17 protein-coding genes are annotated in these 20,275 nt (G+C 37.4%); 15 read left to right on the forward strand and 2 right to left on the reverse strand.

The genetic code is table 11. From position 1 onward, the window contains the following. Positions 1-6: 6 nt before the first annotated feature. From alsE to fur, 8 genes are all read left to right on the forward strand, one after another. Positions 7-696: a D-allulose 6-phosphate 3-epimerase gene (gene alsE, locus MKZ30_RS06360; RefSeq protein WP_002369425.1), complete on the forward strand. Its 690-nt coding sequence runs from the start codon at positions 7-9 to the stop codon at positions 694-696. A gap of 290 nt (positions 697-986) precedes the next feature. Next, positions 987-1,604, forward strand: a complete 618-nt coding sequence (locus MKZ30_RS06365) for a lysozyme family protein (protein WP_002357646.1) — start codon at positions 987-989, stop codon at positions 1,602-1,604. A gap of 128 nt (positions 1,605-1,732) precedes the next feature. Beyond that, positions 1,733-4,069, forward strand: coding sequence for a cation-translocating P-type ATPase (locus MKZ30_RS06370; RefSeq protein WP_023895093.1), 2,337 nt, complete (start codon positions 1,733-1,735; stop codon positions 4,067-4,069). 316 nt (positions 4,070-4,385) lie between these two features. After that, a complete protein-coding gene (gene dnaG / locus MKZ30_RS06375; protein ID WP_002380276.1) occupies positions 4,386-6,272 on the forward strand; it encodes a DNA primase in 1,887 nt (628 codons plus the stop codon). 108 nt (positions 6,273-6,380) lie between these two features. Further along, positions 6,381-7,487, forward strand: a complete 1,107-nt coding sequence (gene rpoD / locus MKZ30_RS06380) for an RNA polymerase sigma factor RpoD (RefSeq protein WP_002360364.1) — start codon at positions 6,381-6,383, stop codon at positions 7,485-7,487. Positions 7,488-7,638: 151 nt separating this feature from the next. Further along, the gene (locus tag MKZ30_RS06385; RefSeq protein ID WP_033600982.1) at positions 7,639-9,702 is read left to right on the forward strand and encodes a cell division site-positioning protein MapZ family protein; all 2,064 of its coding nucleotides are present in this window, start codon (positions 7,639-7,641) and stop codon (positions 9,700-9,702) included. Positions 9,703-9,775: 73 nt separating this feature from the next. After that, positions 9,776-10,657 (forward strand): CvfB family protein, encoded by an 882-nt coding sequence (locus tag MKZ30_RS06390; RefSeq protein ID WP_002361792.1) that lies wholly within the window; start codon positions 9,776-9,778, stop codon positions 10,655-10,657. Between the two features lie 115 nt (positions 10,658-10,772). Further along, positions 10,773-11,222 carry a ferric iron uptake transcriptional regulator gene (gene fur, locus MKZ30_RS06395; RefSeq protein ID WP_002357640.1) on the forward strand — a complete coding sequence of 150 codons (450 nt, stop codon included), beginning with the start codon at positions 10,773-10,775 and terminating at the stop codon, positions 11,220-11,222. 50 nt (positions 11,223-11,272) lie between these two features. Here fur and gap read toward each other — a convergent pair whose 3' ends face one another. Then, complete coding sequence (gap, locus tag MKZ30_RS06400) at positions 11,273-12,283, reverse strand: type I glyceraldehyde-3-phosphate dehydrogenase (RefSeq protein WP_002357638.1); 1,011 nt, start codon at positions 12,281-12,283, stop codon at positions 11,273-11,275. 287 nt (positions 12,284-12,570) lie between these two features. Between gap and obgE the strand changes: the two genes are divergently transcribed. The 5 genes from obgE to MKZ30_RS06425 all read left to right on the forward strand — a co-directional run bounded on the left by obgE (position 12,571) and on the right by MKZ30_RS06425 (position 16,934). Next, entirely contained in the window at positions 12,571-13,887 is a 1,317-nt protein-coding gene (gene obgE / locus MKZ30_RS06405; RefSeq protein ID WP_002384537.1) for a GTPase ObgE, read from the forward strand. Between the two features lie 138 nt (positions 13,888-14,025). Further along, the gene (locus tag MKZ30_RS06410; protein ID WP_010817272.1) at positions 14,026-14,328 is read left to right on the forward strand and encodes a hypothetical protein; all 303 of its coding nucleotides are present in this window, start codon (positions 14,026-14,028) and stop codon (positions 14,326-14,328) included. 26 nt (positions 14,329-14,354) lie between these two features. After that, a complete protein-coding gene (locus MKZ30_RS06415; protein WP_033600984.1) occupies positions 14,355-15,653 on the forward strand; it encodes a PTS sugar transporter subunit IIC in 1,299 nt (432 codons plus the stop codon). Positions 15,654-15,871: 218 nt separating this feature from the next. Next, complete coding sequence (locus MKZ30_RS06420; RefSeq protein WP_349645166.1) at positions 15,872-16,417, forward strand: TetR/AcrR family transcriptional regulator; 546 nt, start codon at positions 15,872-15,874, stop codon at positions 16,415-16,417. Between the two features lie 142 nt (positions 16,418-16,559). Next, on the forward strand, positions 16,560-16,934 hold the full coding sequence (locus MKZ30_RS06425; RefSeq protein WP_002357632.1) for a YxeA family protein: 375 nt from the start codon (positions 16,560-16,562) through the stop codon (positions 16,932-16,934). Positions 16,935-16,977: 43 nt separating this feature from the next. Here MKZ30_RS06425 and MKZ30_RS06430 read toward each other — a convergent pair whose 3' ends face one another. Further along, positions 16,978-17,727, reverse strand: coding sequence for a peptidylprolyl isomerase (locus MKZ30_RS06430; RefSeq protein WP_002374887.1), 750 nt, complete (start codon positions 17,725-17,727; stop codon positions 16,978-16,980). A gap of 181 nt (positions 17,728-17,908) precedes the next feature. Between MKZ30_RS06430 and MKZ30_RS06435 the strand changes: the two genes are divergently transcribed. Then, complete coding sequence (locus MKZ30_RS06435; RefSeq protein WP_002360357.1) at positions 17,909-19,000, forward strand: DUF871 domain-containing protein; 1,092 nt, start codon at positions 17,909-17,911, stop codon at positions 18,998-19,000. Between the two features lie 193 nt (positions 19,001-19,193). Continuing rightward, complete coding sequence (locus MKZ30_RS06440) at positions 19,194-20,123, forward strand: alpha/beta hydrolase (protein WP_002357629.1); 930 nt, start codon at positions 19,194-19,196, stop codon at positions 20,121-20,123. Positions 20,124-20,275: the final 152 nt, after the last annotated feature.

Below are 20,275 nucleotides of genomic sequence, written 5' to 3' on the forward strand. Positions count from 1 at the left end.
ATTAGAATGAACAAAGTTGAATTTTCTCCGTCACTAATGACGATGGATTTGGACAAGTTTAAACAACAAATCACCTTTTTGAATGATCATGTTGCTTCGTATCACATAGACATTATGGATGGTCACTATGTGCCAAACATTACATTATCTCCGTGGTTTATTGAGGAGTTAAGAAAAATTTCGAAGCTCCCAGTATCTGCCCATTTAATGGTTACGAATCCAAGCTTTTGGGTACAACAACTAGTAGATATCAAATGTGAATGGATTTGTATGCATGCAGAGGTTTTAGATGGTCTAGCATTTCGCCTAATTGACCAAATTCACAATGCTAATCTTAAAGCAGGGATCGTCCTTAATCCCGAAACGCCTATTGAATCAATCTTTCCATATATTGAATTGTTGGATAAAATCACAATCATGACCGTTGATCCAGGCTTTGCTGGCCAACGATTTATTGAAGGAACACTTGATAAAATTGTTGCTCTTCGTAATTTACGTGAAGAAAAAGGGTATCGTTATGTAATTGAAATGGACGGCTCATCGAATAGAAATTCATTTAAGCGAATTGATGCTGCAGGACCTGATATTTATATTGTTGGTAGAAGCGGATTGTTTGGATTGAACGAAGATATTGAAAAAGCTTGGAGAATGATGAGTAGAGACTATGAAGAAATGACTGGGAAAAAAATTCCATAAAACATTTGACTGTTTGTTAAAAGAATAGATAAGTTGTATAAAGTCAAGCCTAGAAAAGAATTTTGTTCATTCTTATCTGGGCTTTTTTGATGCAATAAATAAGCGCCAATAGAACAAAATTACTTGTTATTCTATTCTAGGTGAAAACGTTCAATCTTGCGAAGTTACGGTTTGTTCACAAAAAAGTTACTTTTATTAAATAAAACTAAAGAAGTAACAAAAACTTCGCTTTTTTCAGTTATTTCAAGTAACATAGAACGTATCTTAAAAGAAAAAGTTTGGATGATTCGATGCGTAGAGTAAGAAAAATAATTTATAAAATCATGCTACTTTTGTTTGTTGGTTTAGTTGCTGGTCTTGGCTATCTTGGCTATAAAATACATCAAAATGTTGAAACGGTAATGACCTTTGAAAAACAAGTAGAAGCAGAAGTCAAAAAAAATAAAATACCTGAATACAAAACATTAGCTTTAGCGATTATTTATACAGAGTCTAAAGGGAAATCTGGCGATATTATGCAGAGCAGTGAAAGTGTTTATGGACAACAAGAAGTGATTGAAACACCAGAGGAAAGCATCGCACATGGCGTCAAATTTCTTGCGGAAGCGTTAGCGAAAGCAAAAGAAGCTGGCTGCGATGAGTGGACAGGCGTACAAGCATATAATTATGGACTGGATTATATTCAGTTTGTTAAAGAACGTGGCGGGAAACACACGACAGAGTTAGCAGAAGAATATTCAAGAGAAGTCCTTTCACCGTTGCTAGGGAATGACCAAAATACGAAATATCGGTATTATCGTTGGCAAGCGTTAGTTTACAATGGTGGTTACCTTTATCAAAATGGTGGCAATATGTTCTATGCAGAAATTGTCAAAATGAATCGTTGGTTTATTGAAAAGTTAAATTAAAACGAGAAAAGTCTAAAGAATTCTTTCAACTTACAGGAATTTTTTAGGCTTTTCTTGCAGTTTCATGAAAATGCAAGTAAACTAGAAGGGATGTAACTGATTAATTGAAAAGGTAGGGAAAGAGCTGGATGTTGAATAAAGTCGACCTGAAAAAAGGGTTAAGTACAGAAGAAGTTGCCAAGCAGAAAGAGTTAGGCCTTCAAAATAATTATGAGGAAAATGTAGCAAAATCTACAAAAGATATTATTTTTGATAACGTCATGACGTTATTCAACTTTTTAAACTTTGCAATCGCTGTTTGTTTACTATTTGTCGGAGCGTATTCCAATCTGGCTTTCTTAGCGATTATTATTGTGAACATGTCAATCGGGATTTTCCAAGAAATTCATGCCCGTAATTTAGTTCAAAAATTATCTATTGTGGCAAAAGAAAATGTTCATGTTGTTCGAAATGGCGTACAACAAGAAATTGATACAAAAGAACTAGTTATGGAAGATATTGTTATTATCTCTGCAGGGGAACAAGTTCCTTCTGATATGGAAGTTATTGACGGTAAAGTCGAAGCGAATGAAGCGTTGTTAACAGGTGAATCAGATTTAATTGAAAAGGAAATCGGCGATACCTTGCTTTCTGGAAGTTTCATTGTTAGCGGACAAGCCTATGCCCGTGTTATCCACGTTGGTGCCGAAAACTATGCTGTGAAAATCACCCAAGAAGCCAAAGTGCATAAACCAATTCAATCAGAGTTAGTCAATTCGATTCGTAAAGTCTCTAAATTTACAAGTTGGGTGATTATTCCTCTGGGGATTATTTTATTTGTTGAAGCTTTTTGGTTAAGAGATGCTGGCATTAAAACATCTGTTGTTGCTTCTGCAGCTGCTTTGTTAGGGATGTTACCAAAAGGATTAGTACTATTAATTAGTATTGCGCTGACAACAGGTGTCATTAAGTTAGCCAAAAAACGTATTCTAGTACAAGATATGTACTCAATTGAAACATTGGCCCATGTGGACACTTTGTGTTTAGATAAAACTGGAACGATTACAGAAGGTAAAATGAAAGTGCAAAAGGCGATTATCTTGCATGACAAATATGAAGAACTTTTCCCGCAGATTATCGGAAGCTACCTATCTGAAAGTACGGATAATAATATTACAATGCAAGCAATTCGTGATCATTATGAAGTATCCAATCGATTTGGCGCAAAAGAAGTCTTGGCTTTTTCTTCTGAACGAAAATGGGGGGCTATTGAATTTCCAGAAATTGGGACAGTTTATTTAGGAGCTCCTGAGCGTTTGGTAGACGATAGTCGGTTGCCAGAAGCTGTTTTTACAGCACAAGAGAATGGTTATCGCGTCTTGATGTTAGCTATTGCGGAGCAACAACCGTTAAACGAAACCAAAATGCCTTATTTAGAGCCATTAGCAATTCTAGAAATTGATGATCCAATTCGCCAAAATGCCAAAGAAACACTGGCTTATCTAAAAAAAGAAGGAATCGACTTAAAAGTAATTTCTGGTGATAATCCGGTGACTGTTTCAAATATTGCTCGTCGTGCTGGGCTACCCGGTTATGAGTCTTATATTGATTTGTCGACCAAAACGACAGAAGCAGAAGTGCGTGAAGCGGTTCAGCAATACACAGTGTTCGGACGTGTATCGCCTCAGCAAAAACGAACCATTGTACGTGAGTTGAAAGACACAGAGCATGTGGTGGCGATGACCGGCGATGGGGTCAACGATGTTTTAGCGTTACGAGAAGCGGATTGTAGTATCGCTATGGCAGAAGGAGATGGCGCTACTCGGCAAATTTCTAATCTAGTTTTGCTAGATTCTGATTTTACAACGTTACCAGATGTCTTGTTTGAAGGACGGCGTGTGGTAAATAATGTAACTCGAGTTTCCAGCGTTTTCTTCATTAAAACGATTTATTCGTTTATTCTCTCAATCATTTGTGCCTTAACGGCCATTGCGTTCCCGTTCATTCCGATTCAAGTGACCTTGATTGATTTAGCAATTGAAGGGTATCCTGCTTTCTTCTTATCTTTCGAAGGGGACAAACGAAAAGTTGTCGGGAAGTTTTTACCAACGGCTTTGAAAAATGCGTCTGTTAATGCGCTTTTAGTTGTAGTGAATATCATTGCTGTTTATCTGATTGGACAAAATCAAGGATTTTCTTCTTTAGACACCACGACGTTAATGTATTATTTATTAGTTGGAATTAGCTGTATGGCTGTTGTTCGAGCATGTCTGCCTTTAAATCCATTACGCATTTTCTTGGTTTTCAGTACCATTATTGGTATTTATGTAGCAGCTATGTTATTCCACAACATTTTAGAAATTGGTTTCTTAACTTCGCAAACAATGGGTCTCTTCTTTATTATGATGGCCATTAATATTGTGGTGCGTGTAGCAATTGGTTTCGTACAAATGAAACGTGCTGGAAAAACAATTAAAGATTTATAAAAAACAGAGGTTGAGTTAAAAGCATTCGTCTCCAGAAATGCAGTTCTTCTTTAAATCTTGAAGGGAGTCGGAGCAAGTTTGATGTTTAATTGATTATTTTAAGAGTTAGTGTCTGGGGCAGGAGTCAGGATGACTTTTGTCCTAGATACTTTCTTTTTTTGGTGAGTTGAAACAAGATACTTGAAAAACAGAGATTATGTGATACAATAAATCATGTGTAAATGTGTCCATTGGAATTCGCACTGAAATGACAGTGCGTTTTTTAAACGGTCAATCACATGAGTTAGCACAATGCTATTCTTAGGAGGTGAGGACAATGGCACAACGCATTCCTCAGGAAGTCATTGAGGAAGTTCGTCACCGAACGAATATAGTAGATATTATTGGGCAGTATGTCCAGTTAAAAAAATCCGGTAAAAATTATATGGGTTTATGTCCGTTTCACGAAGAACGTTCCCCTTCATTTTCAGTAGCAGAAGACAAACAAATTTTTCACTGTTTTGGCTGCGGGAAAGGTGGAACTGTTTTTAATTTCTTGCAAGAAATTGAAGGCATTAGTTTTCCAGAATCCGTGAAACGTGTTGCAGATTTGGAACATTTATCTGTGGACTTTGATTGGTCAGAGCCGCGTGAAGTAGCGGATACCCCAGAAAACCAACAAAGACGGAGTTTGTTACAACTGCATAGTAAAGCCGCAGAACTTTACCATCATATTTTAGTGAATACTAAAATTGGCGAACCCGCATTAAACTATTTATTAGAGCGGGGGTTAACACAAGAACTAATTGAGACCTTTCAAATTGGATTTGCGCCGCAAAAACGTGATTTCTTAAGTCAAGTTTTTAAAAATGAACAACTGGATGAAACGCTTTTTGAGCCTTCTGGGCTGTTTGTCCAAAGAGATAACGGTACGTTTTTGGATCGTTTCTATCAACGAATCATGTTTCCAATTAATGATCCCCAAGGCAATGTCATCGCCTTTTCTGGTCGCTTGTTAAAAACAGCTGATTTTCCAGGGGATGAGATGCCTAAATACTTGAATAGTCCTGAAACAACACTTTTTAATAAGCGAGAAACGCTGTTTAACTTTGATAAAGCCAGAAAAGAAATTCGTAAAGAAAATACAGTCTTGCTTTTTGAAGGATTCATGGATGTTATCGCTGCTTGGCAATCAGGCGTAAAAAGTGGTGTGGCTTCAATGGGGACTAGTTTGACCAATGAACAAATTCGGCGTTTGGAACGGGTCGCTAAGGAAGTAGTTATTTGTTACGATGGCGATAATGCCGGTGTTCAAGCCACAAACCGTGCGATTCAATTATTGCAAGAAAACAGTCATTTTGACTTGAGTATTGTCAGCATCCCTGAAAAGCTGGATCCTGATGAATATGTGCGGAAATATGGCGCAGAAGCTTTTCAAAATTTAGCCAATCATGGCCGAGAAACAGTTTTTAGTTTTAAAATGAACTATCATCGGTTAACTAGAAACATGAATAACGAAAAAGAACAATTGGATTATGTGAACGAATTGTTACGAGAGTTAACCAATGTTCAATCTCCCTTGGAACGTGATCGTTATTTAAACCAAATTGCTCAGGAATTTCAACTTTCTGTTCATAGTTTAGAAGAACAATTCAATCAATTGAAGCAAGAGCAACGTTCAGTCCAACGGCAAGAAAGGCAACAATTTTATCAAGATGAAATGATGCCACCACCAATGGAAGAACCTGTTTTTGAAGAGAATCACGTCCAGAACAAGTTACCGTTAACACAAGTTCAAAAAGCAGAACGTTCTTTATTATTTCGTTTAATGAATGAACAAGGAGTACGGCAAACCGTTCAACAATTGCCAGATTTTTCGTTCGCTCATGATGAATACCAAGAATTATATTTCTTGCTAGAAAGTTATGCGACATTGCATCAAAGTTTCGACATTGCCGATTTTATTAATTTTTTGCAAGATAATCAAACCAAACAATTAGCAATTGAAATTGCGTATCAGAATTTATCGGAAGAAAGCTCTGAGCGAGAAGTTGCCGATTTATTACATGTAATTGCCTTATCAAGTATTGCAGAGGCAATTGAGCAGAAAAAGATTCAACAGCAAGAAGCAAAACGAGTGGGCAACCAACAGCTTGAAGCCGAATTAACAATGGAGATTATCCAATTGGCTCGACAGCTTAAAGCTCAACGAACATTTACTTAAGCAATATAATGAATAGAACTAAGCGTTTTGTTCATTTTATTTTGATAAGTCCCAGTGATTTATCAGTTATTTCAAGCGTGAACCGAAAAATGAAGGGGGCCTTCTTTCATGGAAAAAGAAACAAGTAAAAAATATGAAGCTGCAGTGGCAGCATTTATCAAAGAAAACAAGCCTAAAGGAACAGTGGTTTATGATGATTTAGCGAATCAATTAGCCACACCGTATACTTTGGATGCAGAAGCTATGGAAAAATTAATCCAAAAAGTTGAAGATGCTGGTATCAGCGTAGTCGATGAAAATGGAGACCCAAGTGAACATAGCTTGAAAAAAGATGAAAAAGAAGCGGAAAAGGCCCAAGCAGAAGACTTATCTGCGCCAACAGGTGTTAAAATTAATGATCCCGTGCGTATGTACCTAAAAGAAATTGGGCGCGTTCAATTATTAACTGCTGCAGAAGAAGTTGAATTGGCACTTAAAATTGAAGAAGGCGATCAAGAAGCAAAACAACGTTTAGCAGAAGCTAACTTACGTTTGGTTGTTTCAATTGCCAAACGATATGTAGGTCGTGGTATGCAATTCTTGGATTTAATTCAAGAAGGTAATATGGGCTTAATGAAAGCTGTTGAAAAATTTGACTACCGTAAAGGGTTCAAATTCTCTACGTATGCTACTTGGTGGATTCGTCAAGCGATTACACGGGCAATTGCGGACCAAGCTAGAACAATTCGAATTCCTGTTCACATGGTTGAAACAATCAATAAATTGATTCGGATTCAACGCCAACTATTGCAAGATTTAGGTAGAGAACCAACGCCAGAAGAAATTGGTGCGGAAATGGATTTACCAACAGAAAAAGTTCGTGAAATCCTAAAAATCGCACAAGAGCCAGTCTCTTTAGAAACACCAATTGGTGAAGAAGATGATTCACATTTAGGTGATTTCATTGAAGACCAAGATGCTACAAGTCCTGCTGAACATGCAGCTTACGAATTGTTAAAAGAACAACTAGAAGATGTTCTGGATACTTTAACAGACCGTGAAGAAAATGTTTTACGTTTACGTTTTGGTTTAGATGATGGTCGGACACGTACGCTAGAAGAAGTCGGAAAAGTTTTCGGTGTCACTCGCGAACGTATTCGTCAAATTGAAGCAAAAGCGTTAAGAAAACTAAGACATCCTTCTCGTTCAAAACAATTAAAAGACTTTTTAGAATAAACATACCGTTTAGCGGCTCTTTTCGTGCATGCGAGAAGAGCCGCTTTTGATTTTTAAAAAGTCTCTAAATGTCATTGCTAGTTATTGGAAGAAGGCGCAAGTTGTGGTAAATTAGAAGTAATGGAATATTAGCAGAATGTGAGGCGGAAGAATGACAAAGAAATGTCCGAAGTGCGGGAACGAATTCGATGCAGAATTAACGACCTGCCCAACATGTGGCTATTCACTAACTGACACAACAGTTGATAAAAAAGAAGCGGAAACGACTTCAACAAATATAGATTTTAAAACACAGGAAAATGAACAACATGAAGATCAATTAAATGAGAATATTGAATGGTCTGAGTTAAAAGATATGAGCTTAGGCCATGTGATGGAACTGTTTGGCGAATCACCTGAAGAAGAAAGTAATGATGACAAAAAAGAAGAGTCGATAGAAGATAACTTAATAGTCTCTGATTCAGAGGATGTTTCTGATTCAGAAGCAGTGCTTCAAGAAGGGGCTAGTGAGGAGACTCATGATTCGGTGGAGGAAACGATACCAGCGACAGAAGCGATGCCTACTCATTCAACAGAAGAAAAACTAGCAACGGACGAAGCAGTTAATTTAGAGGAAACAACAGAAGAAACAACTACTGTTGAAGCAGAAACAGCTGAGGTATCTGAGACAGTGAAGTCAGAAGAGGAAGCTTTAACAGAGATTTCAGGAACTGAAGTTATCTCTACCACTTCTGAAGAAGAAATTTTTTCACAACCACCGATAGAAGATCAAGATGTAACACCAAACGAAACTTTGCAAGCTTATATTCAAGCGCATCGAGCAGATACAGAAATGTCTGAAAATCCATCAGAAGAAACAGCAGAGACCCAAGAGTTAGAAAACAGCGGTGAGGCAGTATTAACCCAAGCCGAAACACCAACTGAATCCATTTCAGATTCTGAAGAAGGGTTAACAAGTGCAGCGTCGCTAGAGGAACCGAGCGAAGCTGATACAACCGAGGAAAAAGTTTCAGATTCAGGTGTGATACCACCGATGAATGAAACTGGGAATGCTCAACCAGCGCCTGCTCCAAAGAAACCATCAAAAAAAGTGGCTTTCGTTGCGCTTGCGGTTGTTTTATTAGCTGGAGGTAGTGCTTGGGCGTATCATGATCAAACGCAAAAAGCTGCCGCGCAAGAGGCGGCGGCACTATCCAAGAAAACAGATACGCTGAAAGATGAACTAGCAGCCTTTTATACCACAAAGGAGCAAGTTTTTATTAAACCCGATATGGTGACTGTTAGTCCAGAAAAACTCTCAAAACAAGTCGCGGAAATTAAAGATTCAGAAGAGTATTCTCAATTAAATAAACAAATTCAAACATTGAAAGAGAAACAACAAACCATTCAACAAATCAACCAATTATTTGAGGCCCCGATTGTCAATGGCAATGAGTTGAAACCGGCGATTCTAGCTGCTGATCAACCAATTTCCGTAAAGAAATTAACAGGAAATGATCCGTTTGACCAATTGATGAACCAAGCAATCGATCAAGCGAACCAACAATACAACCAATTACAAAAAGCTAAAAAAGCGGTTGAGGTCATTTATAAAGATGGAAAAACTACCAATCAGCTGAATCGAGACACGTATCAAGCTGCTAAGGCAGAAGTAGATAAAGTAACAAGTGATAAGCTGAAAAAAGAACTGATCAAACAAGTCACGACAGCTGACCAAGCGTTAACCAAGGTTGAAGAAGAACAGAAAAGAATTGCAGAAGAACAAGCTGCCGCAGAGCAAGCAAAACAAGCAGAAGAACAAGCGAAACAAGCTGCTGCCGCGAAAAAAGAGAACGCTAAGAAGGAAGAAACAGCAAAAACAGAAGAGAATGGCTACACGGCGCCGAATAGTGACGGGGTTTACACTAGTCCGCTTTATGCGCCAGATGCTGCCGATATCGCTGATAGTAGCAATCCAGCGTGGACATGGGCACCAGGTGTGAAAGAAAAAGTCTTAGATACAGTGATTGCTCGTGGCTATGTGGTTCCTGGCGGATATTCTTTAGAACCTGCCAAAATTGTGAATGGCGAAGGTTACTACAATCTTTATGCAACAAACAATCAATCAAAATTATTAGAAGGCACTACAGAGAAAAATGTTCACATGTATTTAGTTACAATCAATGCTAAAACAGGTTGGTTCAAAGGGAACGCTTCTCGTAATGCAGGGCAATAAAAGAAAATAGAAACAATCGAACAAAAGCGGAAATCTTTTGTTCGATTGATTTTCCTTGAGGAGTTAATGATAAATGAGAGAATTACTAGCAACAACATTTACCGGCATTGTGGTCGATGAAAATGAACAATTTTATTTTGTTCAAAAAAATGGCATCACATTCCGTTTAAAAAAAGAAGAAGGTACGCATGCCATAGGAGAGGCTGTAGAAGGATTTGGTTATTTAAATCAAAAACAAGAGCCAGCACTGACAACTACAATTCCTACTGTGCGCATTGGTAGCTATGGCTTTGGTACTGTCACAGGAACGAGACGTGATTTAGGTGTCTTTGTGGATGTTGGCTTACCAGATAAAGATGTCGTTATTTCGTTGGATGAATTACCAACTATGCGGGAACTTTGGCCTAAAAAAGAAGACCGAGTAATGGTTACTTTAAAAGTGGACAGTAAAGACCGCATTTGGGGCGAATTAGCAGATGAAAAAGTCTTTAAAGCAATGGCAAAACGCGGGAATGCTGAAATGCAAAACCAAAACTTAACTGGGCATGTGTATCGTCTGAAACTTGCAGGAACGTATATTTTAACTGATGATTTATACATTGGATTTATCCATCCTTCTGAACGTTTCCAAGAACCACGTTTAGGTGAAAAAGTAGTGGGACGTGTGATTGGCGTGCGGCCGGACGGCGTATTGAATCTTTCATTAAAACCAAGAAGTCATGAAGTAATCAGCGATGATGCGTTAATGATTCTAACTTTCTTAGAAAGAGCAAACGATCACCAAATTCCTTTCACCGATAAATCAAGCCCTGATGAAATTAAACAAACCTTTGGCATTAGTAAAGCTCAATTTAAACGCGCCTTAGGTCATTTAATGAAACAAAAATTAATTAAACAAGAAGATGGTAAAACAATTCTAATTGGCTCGTTGGAACAATCAAAAGAAAAAAATTAAGGTAGCTAATTGAGAATATCTTGCAAATTACAGTTATTTCTTTTATAATTATTTTAATTTGATTGATAAATTAAGTTTCTTAATTTGTAATCATTCTAAACAAGGAGCTGTAATAATGGATTCGACTGCTGCTTTAAAAAAGACAAAAAAACAATTACATGAATCAGGCTTTAAATTAACACCACAACGGGAAGCAACCGTACTTGTATTATTGGAAAATGAAAAAGATCATTTATCAGCAGAAGAAATTTACTTCTTGGTAAAACAAAAAAGTCCGGAAATTGGTCTAGCAACAGTCTATCGAACGCTAGAAATTTTAACAGACTTAAAAGTCGTTGATAAAGTGAGCTTTAACGATGGTTTAGCTCGCTATGATTTAAGAAAAGAAGGCGCCAAACACTTTCACCACCATTTGTTATGCTTAGAATGTGGCACAATTGAGGAAGTGGAAGAAGACTTGCTTGGTGAAGTAGAGCAAATTGTTGAAAGTCGGTATCATTTTTTAGTCAAAGATCATCGCTTAACTTTTCATGGTATTTGTCAAAGTTGTCAAAGTAAACATTAAAAAAACTGCCTTGCATTAATTTATGCAAGGCAGTTTTTTATTCATTGGAATTATAAATTAGCGAATTTTTCCAATAAGCGAATCATTTGGCAAGTAAAACCATATTCATTGTCATACCAAGCCACAGTTTTCACTAATTGGAAATCGCCAGCTGTCGTTACTTCTGTTTGCGTTGGGTCAAAAATCGAACCTTCTGTCGTGCCGATTATGTCTCCAGAAACAATTTCACGATCATCATAACCGAAAGAAGGGTTATCAATGGTGTGTTTTTTCATTGCTTCATTTACTTGATCAGCTGTTACTTTTGTTTTTAAAATGCTAACTAATTCTGTTAAGGATCCATCCACAACGGGAACACGTTGGGCATGGCCTTGTAATTTTCCATTAAGTTCTGGAATAACTAAGCCAATTGCTTTAGCAGCACCAGTTGAATGGGGAATAGTATTGTCTGCAGCAGAGCGTGCCGCACGAAGATTTCCGCCACGAACAGGGCCATCTAATAGCATTTGTGTTGATGTGTAGGCATGGACAGTTGTCATGGTACCAACTTCAATACCGAATTCATTATTTAAGAAGTAAGCCATCGGTGCTAGACAGTTTGTCGTACATGAACCAGCAGAAATGATTTTATCGTTGGCATCAAGTGTATCATCATTGACGTTGTAAACGATTGTTTTCATTGCGCCTGCAGGAGCAGAGATAACCACACGTTTCACACCTGCATCTAAATGAGCTTGTGCTTTTTCTTCAGAGGTATAAAAACCTGTACATTCAAGGACAATGTCTACTCCGTTTTCTTTAACCCAAGGGATTTTACTTGCATCTGGTTCTGCGTAGACACGGGTTTCTTCGCCGTCAACCACAATGCCATTTTCAGTGGCTGTCACGGTGCCAGGATAGGTGCCATGCGTAGAGTCAAATTGTAATAAGTGAGCCAACATTGTTGGGCTAGTCAAATCATTGATTGCCACAACTTCAATATCATCAGAAACTTCTTTTATTCGGCGAAAGGCTAAACGACCAATTCTTCCAAAACCGTTAATTCCTACTTTGACTGTCATAACAAAAATTCCTCCTTTAGATGTTTGTGTTTCTTTGGACCCTTGCTGAAAAAGTGATTTTCTTCAACTATCTATAGTATGAACCTCTAAAATTTTTTTGTCAAAAGACTGATAGCGAAGCGACAAAAAGAAAGCGAAAGATTCATGAGAAATTTTGCTTTTTCCAACGATAACTAACTAGAATTGCTAGACAAACGGTTGTTTTCCCGATACAATAATAAAGACTTTCGAATCATGCTTTTTGAGGTGATTAAAGATAGTAGAAGTAGAATAGGAGGACAAATTATATGTCCATGTTTTTAGATCAAGTGACGATTGATGTCAAAGCTGGTAAAGGCGGCGACGGAATGGTTGCTTTCCGTAGAGAAAAATATGTACCAGACGGGGGTCCCGCTGGTGGTGATGGCGGTCGCGGTGGCGACGTTGTTTTAGTTGTTGAAGAAGGATTACGCACATTAATGGATTTCCGGTTTAATCGTCATTTTAAGGCGACACCTGGAGAAAATGGTATGAGTAAAGGAATGCACGGTCGTGGTTCAGAAGATTTACTTGTCAAAGTTCCACCAGGTACAACAGTTCGTGATGCAGAAACTGGAGCTTTAATTGGGGATTTAATTGAGAATGGTCAGACCTTAGTAGTAGCAAAAGGCGGACGCGGTGGTCGCGGGAATATTCGCTTTGCTTCCCCAAGAAACCCTGCACCAGAAATTGCCGAAAACGGCGAACCGGGCCAAGAACGTAAAATCGAATTAGAATTAAAAGTTTTAGCAGATGTTGGCTTAGTTGGGTTTCCTTCTGTAGGGAAATCAACGTTACTCTCTGTTATCTCGTCCGCTCGTCCGAAAATTGGTGCCTATCATTTTACGACGTTAGTTCCAAACTTAGGGATGGTGACTACTAGTGACGGTCGAAGCTTCGCTGCAGCAGATTTGCCAGGCTTAATTGAAGGAGCTTCTCAAGGTGTCGGCTTAGGAACACAGTTTTTACGCCACATTGAACGGACGCGTGTTATTTTACATGTCATTGATATGAGTGGTATGGAAGGACGCGATCCTTATGAAGATTATTTGGCAATCAATAAAGAATTGGCTTCACACAATTTACGTTTGATGGAGCGACCTCAAATTATTGTTGCCAATAAAATGGACATGCCTGAAGCAGAAGAGAATTTAGCGAAATTTAAAGAGCAACTTGCGAAGGAACGCACAGATGAGTATGCTGATGAGCTACCTATTTTCCCAATCTCTGGGGTTACTCGTAAAGGTATTGAACCTTTATTAAATGCAACAGCTGACTTGTTGGAAGTAACGCCTGAATTCCCATTATATGAAGATGAAGTAGTAGAGGAAGAAACCGTTCGTTATGGCTTCCAACCAGAAGGTCCAGAATTTACGATTGATCGTGAACCAGATGCTTCATGGGTTTTATCTGGTGAAAAATTAGAAAAATTATTTGAAATGACGAATTTCGATCATGATGAAACAGTAATGCGTTTTGCACGTCAATTACGTGGTATGGGTGTCGATGAGGCATTACGAGCACGTGGCGCGAAAGATGGCGACATTGTTCGGATTGGTAATTTTGAATTTGAATTTGTCGAATAAGCATAAAACCAGTTCACTCAGTGAACTGGTTTTTTATTTTAAAATTAGTATTAAATCAGCGAATAGATTGAAATAATATTTTTAATAGCTTATAATTTTAAATGTAACAAAATAACAAACGAAAGGAGCGAAATTGAAATGGAAAACAATCAAGCAATTGTTCCTAAGTTTTCAGTTAAAAGTGCTGGTTTTCTTTTTAGTATGGGGCTCTTATGTGGTGTCCTGTTGCCGAGTGTTTTATTATGGACTTTCAATCTGCCGTTTAATATTGGTGCCATGATTTTTTTGCCTGTTGGGATTGCTTTTGCGTTAGCGTATAGTCATTATTTTATTGAAACGAAAACAGGTTTTTGTAAGCGTTTTATTTGGTTGTTTTTAATTTCTCTTATTTTATTAGAGCTTATCTCTTATTTATGGCTGATTAAAGGAGTTATTTTTTAAGAGAAAAACAGAGGAGAGTGTTATTTATGTTAGATAAACTGACTGTTTGGATTGAAAATCATCTAGCTGGACCAATGGCTAAAATTGCCAATCAGCGCCATTTACGTGCGGTGCGGGATGGAATTATTGCGACATTACCTTTAATTATTGTCGGTTCTTTTTTTCTAATTATTGCGTTTCCGCCGTTACCAGAATCTTGGGGCATTACTCAATTTTTAACAAGTAATGCTGCTACAATCTTACTGCCTTACCGAATGACAATGTACATTATGGCGTTATATGCGACTTTTGGCATTGGCGCTAGTTTAGCGAAATCATATAATCTTGATCAAGTCTCTGGAGGGATTTTGGCTACGATTGCTTTTTTATTAACATTAGTACCTGTAGCGATTCCTGAAGAAGCCAGTAAAGCAGCTGGCGTTTCTGGGTTTGTTTTACCAATGGCTAATTTGGGTGGTGCAGGGATGTTTGTCGGGATTGTGACGTCAATTATTGCTGTCGAAATCTATCGAGTAACAGATAAGTCTAAGTTCAAAATTACAATGCCTGATAACGTTCCACCTGCTGTTGCTCGTTCATTTGAATCATTGACGCCGACGTTAATTGTCATGTTATTGATTGGTTCAATCACTTATTATTTAGGCTTTGATTGGCACACATTTGTAGGGAACTTAGTAGGACCACTAGTTCAAGCAGCAGATTCTTTATTGAGTGTCTTGCTGTTAGTCTTTTTAACCACATTTTTCTGGTTCTTTGGGATTCACGGTGCTTCAATCGTAGGATCGTTGGCGCGTCCTCTATGGCTACAACTATTAGAGGAAAACACGACTGCTAAAGCAGCTGGCGAAGCATTGCCTCGGATTGCGGCAGAGCCATTTTACCAATGGTTCATTTGGATTGGTGGTGCTGGAGCCACAATTGGCTTAGCTATATTATTAGCCTTTCGGGCAAAATCAGAATATGGTTCAAAACTAGGAAAAGCTATTTTAGCACCGTCTATTTTTAATATTAATGAGCCAGTTATTTTCGGTGTACCGATTGTCTTAAATCCGATTTTAATGATTCCTTTTATCTTTGCACCAATGGTTTTAGCAACGATTGCTTGGTTTGCCGCTAAATTAGGTTTAGTTAGTGAAGTTGTCTTTACCGCACCTTGGACCTTACCAGGACCAATTGGCGCCTTTATGGCGACAGGTGGCGATTGGCGTGCTGCTGTTTTGAATATTGTTTTAATTCTAGTGGCCATCTTGATTTACTATCCGTTCTTTGTAGCTTATGATAAAAATGAGCTTGCCAAAGAGCAAGGCAAACAAATAGAAGAATAAAGAGTGCAGCCGTTTAGTGTCCAGAACAAAAGGTGATGACCTTTTGTTCTGGACCTATTTGTTTATAGGTGATGAAAATTCTCAATTTTTTTGAAATGTATAGAAAATTTTGAGAAAAGAAACGCATAAAAAAGTGTAAAATATTATATATATAATGAAAATGGTTTTCTTTTGTGTGAACATAATAAAGTTATTGTTAACTAAAAGAGAAAAGGGGTATGAAAATGGTTAGAACGAAGGTATATACAAAGGAAAAAATCTTAAACGTAGCTGAAAAAATTTTAGTAGATAAAGGTTTTTCTAATTTAACTGCTAGAAATATTGCAGATACTATGAGGATTTCTACGCAGCCAATTTATTTAGAATTTGTCAACATGGACGATTTAAAACGAACCTTAATTAAATCGTTATTTCATCGTATGCAATTATTTTATAAAGCAGATGTCGGTGCCTCAGACCCAGTGATTGCATTGGGTCTGAACTTTATATTATTTGCCCAAAAACATCAAAAAATCTATACGGCGTTATTTATGAAAGCACATGGTTATGAAGAAGAATTGCAGCAAATGCTTCAAACTTTTTTTGAAGAGCGTTTATTATTGGATAAAAAATATGTACAAATGGACAAAGGAAAATTTGTCGAATTATTTCCTAAAATGGTGGTAATCTATTTAGGTTTAGCCACAGCAGTTACAATGAAAACAATTGACTTAACTAAGAATCAAGAAATTCAATTATTAAGTCAATTATTGATAGAAGAGTAGTGTTTTGTTATTTATTCAAAATAACAAAAATACGACATAAGTCTGAGAAAAAACTGGTCGTTGCGCCCGAGGAAGGATTGTTTAAAACTTGCTATACTTTGGAAGAAGTAACAGAGAATAATTACTCGGGAGGATTTATGTGATGAAATTTATTAAATTTTTAGTGGTGACAGCAATTGTTATTGGTGGTGGTTTATTTGGGGCCAAGTTTTACGCAGAGAAGAACTCTGGCGAATTAGCTGGTGTGTTAGATCAATTAAATCCATTGGTTAAAGAAGGAAATGTGTATGTTAAAACAAAGAAAGCCGATAGTGTTAATGGCTATGGAATTGCTAGTTATACGCAAGTAGCCGCAGATGAGGAAGGCAAAACGCGAGAAATAACTTTCACAGCGGACCATGAATTAAAAACAGATCATTATCTAAAAGTCTCAAATAAAGGGGCCCACATCAATACGTATGAAGAGGTCAATCAAGACCAAGTGCCAGAAAAGGCATTACAAGCGATTCAAAAATAACAAAAAGTCAGAACGTACGCTGAAGATACGTTCTGACTTTTTGTTATTTTTTTGCTTCTTGAAGAATATTGATTTTTTCAATTTTAACATCAGTTTTTGGTTTATCGTTGGCACCAACTTCGACTTTGGCAATTTTATCGACAATATCCATTCCTTTGGTTACTTGACCGAAAACAGTATGTTTTTTATCAAGAGAAGGATAGCCGCCTTTTTTGTAAGCATCAATGATTGCTTTTGGATAATCATCATATAAAAGACCATCAGATTGATCATCTGTATTTTGGACAATAAAGAACTGACTGCCGTTAGTATTAGGTCCTGCATTCGCCATTGATAATGCGCCACGAATGTTATATAACTGGTTTGAAAATTCATCTTCAAATGGTTTATTCCAGATGCTGTTTCCGCCAGTTCCATCACCGCTAGGATCGCCACCTTGGATCATAAAGTTATTGATGACGCGGTGGAAAGTCAAGCCATCATAATAGCCATCTTTGGCATGTTTCATAAAGTTCTCGACAGTTTTTGGAGCCTGTTTAGGAAATAGTTTGATTTCAATATTTCCCATTGAAGTAACCATTTGGACTAAGTCTTGATCTTCGGCAACTTTGTCATCTAGTTGTGGTAAATCTAGTGAATTTAAGTCGACCGAATCCTTTGTTTTGCTTTCACTGGATTTAGCGACAGAATCACTCGTTGCGGTCGTGCCTTTATTATTGGTTGTGTTACAGCCTGCTAAAAGCAAGGTGAATGCTGCAACTGAAGCAACAGCAAGCATTTTCTTATGTTTCATCTGTTTTCCTCTTCCTTTCACACTGACAATTAGGTTCTTTTTTATCATAACAAAAGAGAAGATAACAAACCAGTGGAATTTTTATAAGATTTCCTATAGGAAAGGTGTAGACCACTTTTGTTTTTTTTGTTACAATGTAAGCAGATACATTATTATGTTTTACAATTTAGGAGGCAATCACATGGGAAAATTAGGTATTTCAATTTATCCAGAACGTTCAACATTTGAAAAGGACAAAGCATATTTGGATTTGGCTCATAAATACGGCTTTAAGCGTGTCTTTACTAGTTTATTGCAAATCAATGATGATCGGGAAAAGGTATTAGCAGAGTTTAAAAAAGTCGTAGATTATGCCAACCAATTAGGTATGGAAGTGATGGTCGATATTAATCCTGCATTGTTCGAACAATTAGGCATCTCTTATGATGATTTATCATTTTTCCATGATATGGGCGCCTACGGTATTCGTTTAGATCTTGGTTTTACTGGGCAAGAAGAGGCGAATATGACAAGAAACCCTTATGGCATTAAAATTGAAATTAATATGAGTTCAGGGACAAGCTATGTAGATAATATTATGGCCTACTCACCAAACACAGAAAATTTACTAGGCTCACATAATTTCTATCCACATCGTTATACAGGCTTAGGCTATGAGCATTTTGTTTATTGTTCAGAAAAATTTAGAAAATATAATTTAAATACGATGGCGTTTGTGAACTCACACGATGCTACATTTGGACCATGGCCGACACAAGATGGATTATGTTCTTTGGAAGACCACCGCGATTTAGAAATTGCAACGCAAGTTAAGCATTTAGTTTTAACAGGGTTAATCGATGATATTTCTGTCGGAAATGCTTATGCCTCAGAAGCAGAATTAGCAGCAATGGCAGAAGCCTTTCATGCACCGTATCCTTCGATCAAAGTGGATACAGAACCAGAAATCACAGAAGATGAAAGAATTGCATTGTTCGATAACTTACACAGTTATCGTGGAGATCGTTCTGATTACGTTTTGCGTTCAACAATGACACGTGTTTACTATAAAGATCGTCCTTTCCCAGCTCATACAACGAGAGATATTGTTCGAGGCGATGTCTTGATTGACAACGTTGGCTATGGACAATACAAAGGGGAAACACAAATTGCTTTAAAAGAAATGAAAAATGATGGCCGTGTAAATGTGGTTGGTCGTATTTCTGATGACGAACGTTTCTTATTAGAATTTTTGAAACCATGGTCAAGTTTTAAACTTATTGAAAATAAATAATTTTTAGTTTCCTATAAATAGATAAGTGGAGCATAGCGCAAAAGGTAACATTTTTGTGCTATGCTTTTTTGTCGCAACAAAATTGTCTCATTTTAGTGGTAAAGAAAGATGGCTAAATCTTTGAATGGTAGTTGTCAAAAAAAGGGCGACAACTTATAATGAATCATACAGTTTAAATAAAAGGAGTACGTAGATGAATCGATGGTTAAAAATTTTGATTGCGCTTATTGTAGTAATTGCAATTGGTTTAATTGCGGCAGGCTTATATTTTTATAATTATGCAGTAGTTCCAGGAAAGAAAGACTTTATAAATGAGAATACCCCAGGGTCAAAAGTGGTCCAGACACCTGAAGGCGCGTGGTTTAAAGATGACAAAAATCGACAAGAATGGTCAATTACTTCGGAAGATGGGCTACGTCTAAAGGCTATTTATTTACCAGCCGACAAAAAAAGTAATCGTACCGTTATTATGGCGCATGGTTATATGGGTTCGGCAGAAACGATGTCTGTCTTTGCGAAAATGTATCATGATTGGGGCTACAATGTGTTAGCGCCAGATGCGCGTGGTCACGGGAAAAGTCAAGGAGATTATATTGGGTTCGGCTGGCCCGATCGTAAAGATTATGTCCAATGGATTGAGAAAGTTTTAACCGAAAATGGTCAGCAAGAACAAATCACTTTATACGGTGTCAGTATGGGTGCTGCTACAGTCATGATGACGAGCGGGGAAAAATTACCAGATAACGTGAAAGCCATTGTGGAAGATTGTGGCTATTCTACAGTCAATCAGGAGTTGCAATATCAATTGAAAGAGCTTTTCAATTTACCAAGTTTCCCATTAGTTAATGTTACTAGCGGGATTACGAAACTTAGAGCTGGCTATTTCTTTGGGGAAGCAAGCGCTGTTAAGCAATTGCAAAAGAATCATTTACCAATGCTCTTTATTCATGGTGAAAATGATACGTTTGTGCCGTTTAGTATGTTAGACGAAGTTTATAATGCAACCCAAGGACCTAAAGAGAAATATGTCGTGCCTGGAGCAGAGCATGCGAAAGCTTATAATAAAAACCCAGAAAAATATAAGGAAACAGTAGCTGCTTTTCTAGATAAATATATAAAATAACAAATTTATTCTTTACTAATAGTAGCAAAAACAAAAGACTTGTTCTTAAGTTAACGACTTAGTGAACAAGTCTTTTGTTGTCAGTTGATTTTTTTTAATAAGTTGGAATTTACCCATGCAATCTAGGGCATAATCTGATAGGATAGTACTAG

It is taken from the genome of Enterococcus sp. LX10 (assembly GCF_023539285.1).
GTDB classification, from domain to species: domain Bacteria; phylum Bacillota; class Bacilli; order Lactobacillales; family Enterococcaceae; genus Enterococcus; species Enterococcus faecalis.

Excerpts from the sequence above, each read along its gene's own strand:
- alsE (WP_002369425.1), top strand. The coding sequence starts at position 7 with ATGAACAAAGTTGAATTTTCTCCGTCACTAATGACGATGGATTTGGAC.
- MKZ30_RS06365 (WP_002357646.1), top strand. The coding sequence starts at position 987 with ATGCGTAGAGTAAGAAAAATAATTTATAAAATCATGCTACTTTTGTTT.
- MKZ30_RS06370 (WP_023895093.1), top strand. The coding sequence starts at position 1,733 with ATGTTGAATAAAGTCGACCTGAAAAAAGGGTTAAGTACAGAAGAAGTT.
- dnaG (WP_002380276.1), top strand. The coding sequence starts at position 4,386 with ATGGCACAACGCATTCCTCAGGAAGTCATTGAGGAAGTTCGTCACCGA.
- rpoD (WP_002360364.1), top strand. The coding sequence starts at position 6,381 with ATGGAAAAAGAAACAAGTAAAAAATATGAAGCTGCAGTGGCAGCATTT.
- MKZ30_RS06385 (WP_033600982.1), top strand. The coding sequence starts at position 7,639 with ATGACAAAGAAATGTCCGAAGTGCGGGAACGAATTCGATGCAGAATTA.
- MKZ30_RS06390 (WP_002361792.1), top strand. The coding sequence starts at position 9,776 with ATGAGAGAATTACTAGCAACAACATTTACCGGCATTGTGGTCGATGAA.
- fur (WP_002357640.1), top strand. The coding sequence starts at position 10,773 with ATGGATTCGACTGCTGCTTTAAAAAAGACAAAAAAACAATTACATGAA.
- gap (WP_002357638.1), bottom strand. The coding sequence starts at position 12,283 with ATGACAGTCAAAGTAGGAATTAACGGTTTTGGAAGAATTGGTCGTTTA.
- obgE (WP_002384537.1), top strand. The coding sequence starts at position 12,571 with ATGTCCATGTTTTTAGATCAAGTGACGATTGATGTCAAAGCTGGTAAA.
- MKZ30_RS06410 (WP_010817272.1), top strand. The coding sequence starts at position 14,026 with ATGGAAAACAATCAAGCAATTGTTCCTAAGTTTTCAGTTAAAAGTGCT.
- MKZ30_RS06415 (WP_033600984.1), top strand. The coding sequence starts at position 14,355 with ATGTTAGATAAACTGACTGTTTGGATTGAAAATCATCTAGCTGGACCA.
- MKZ30_RS06420 (WP_349645166.1), top strand. The coding sequence starts at position 15,872 with ATGAAAATGGTTAGAACGAAGGTATATACAAAGGAAAAAATCTTAAAC.
- MKZ30_RS06425 (WP_002357632.1), top strand. The coding sequence starts at position 16,560 with ATGAAATTTATTAAATTTTTAGTGGTGACAGCAATTGTTATTGGTGGT.
- MKZ30_RS06430 (WP_002374887.1), bottom strand. The coding sequence starts at position 17,727 with ATGAAACATAAGAAAATGCTTGCTGTTGCTTCAGTTGCAGCATTCACC.
- MKZ30_RS06435 (WP_002360357.1), top strand. The coding sequence starts at position 17,909 with ATGGGAAAATTAGGTATTTCAATTTATCCAGAACGTTCAACATTTGAA.
- MKZ30_RS06440 (WP_002357629.1), top strand. The coding sequence starts at position 19,194 with ATGAATCGATGGTTAAAAATTTTGATTGCGCTTATTGTAGTAATTGCA.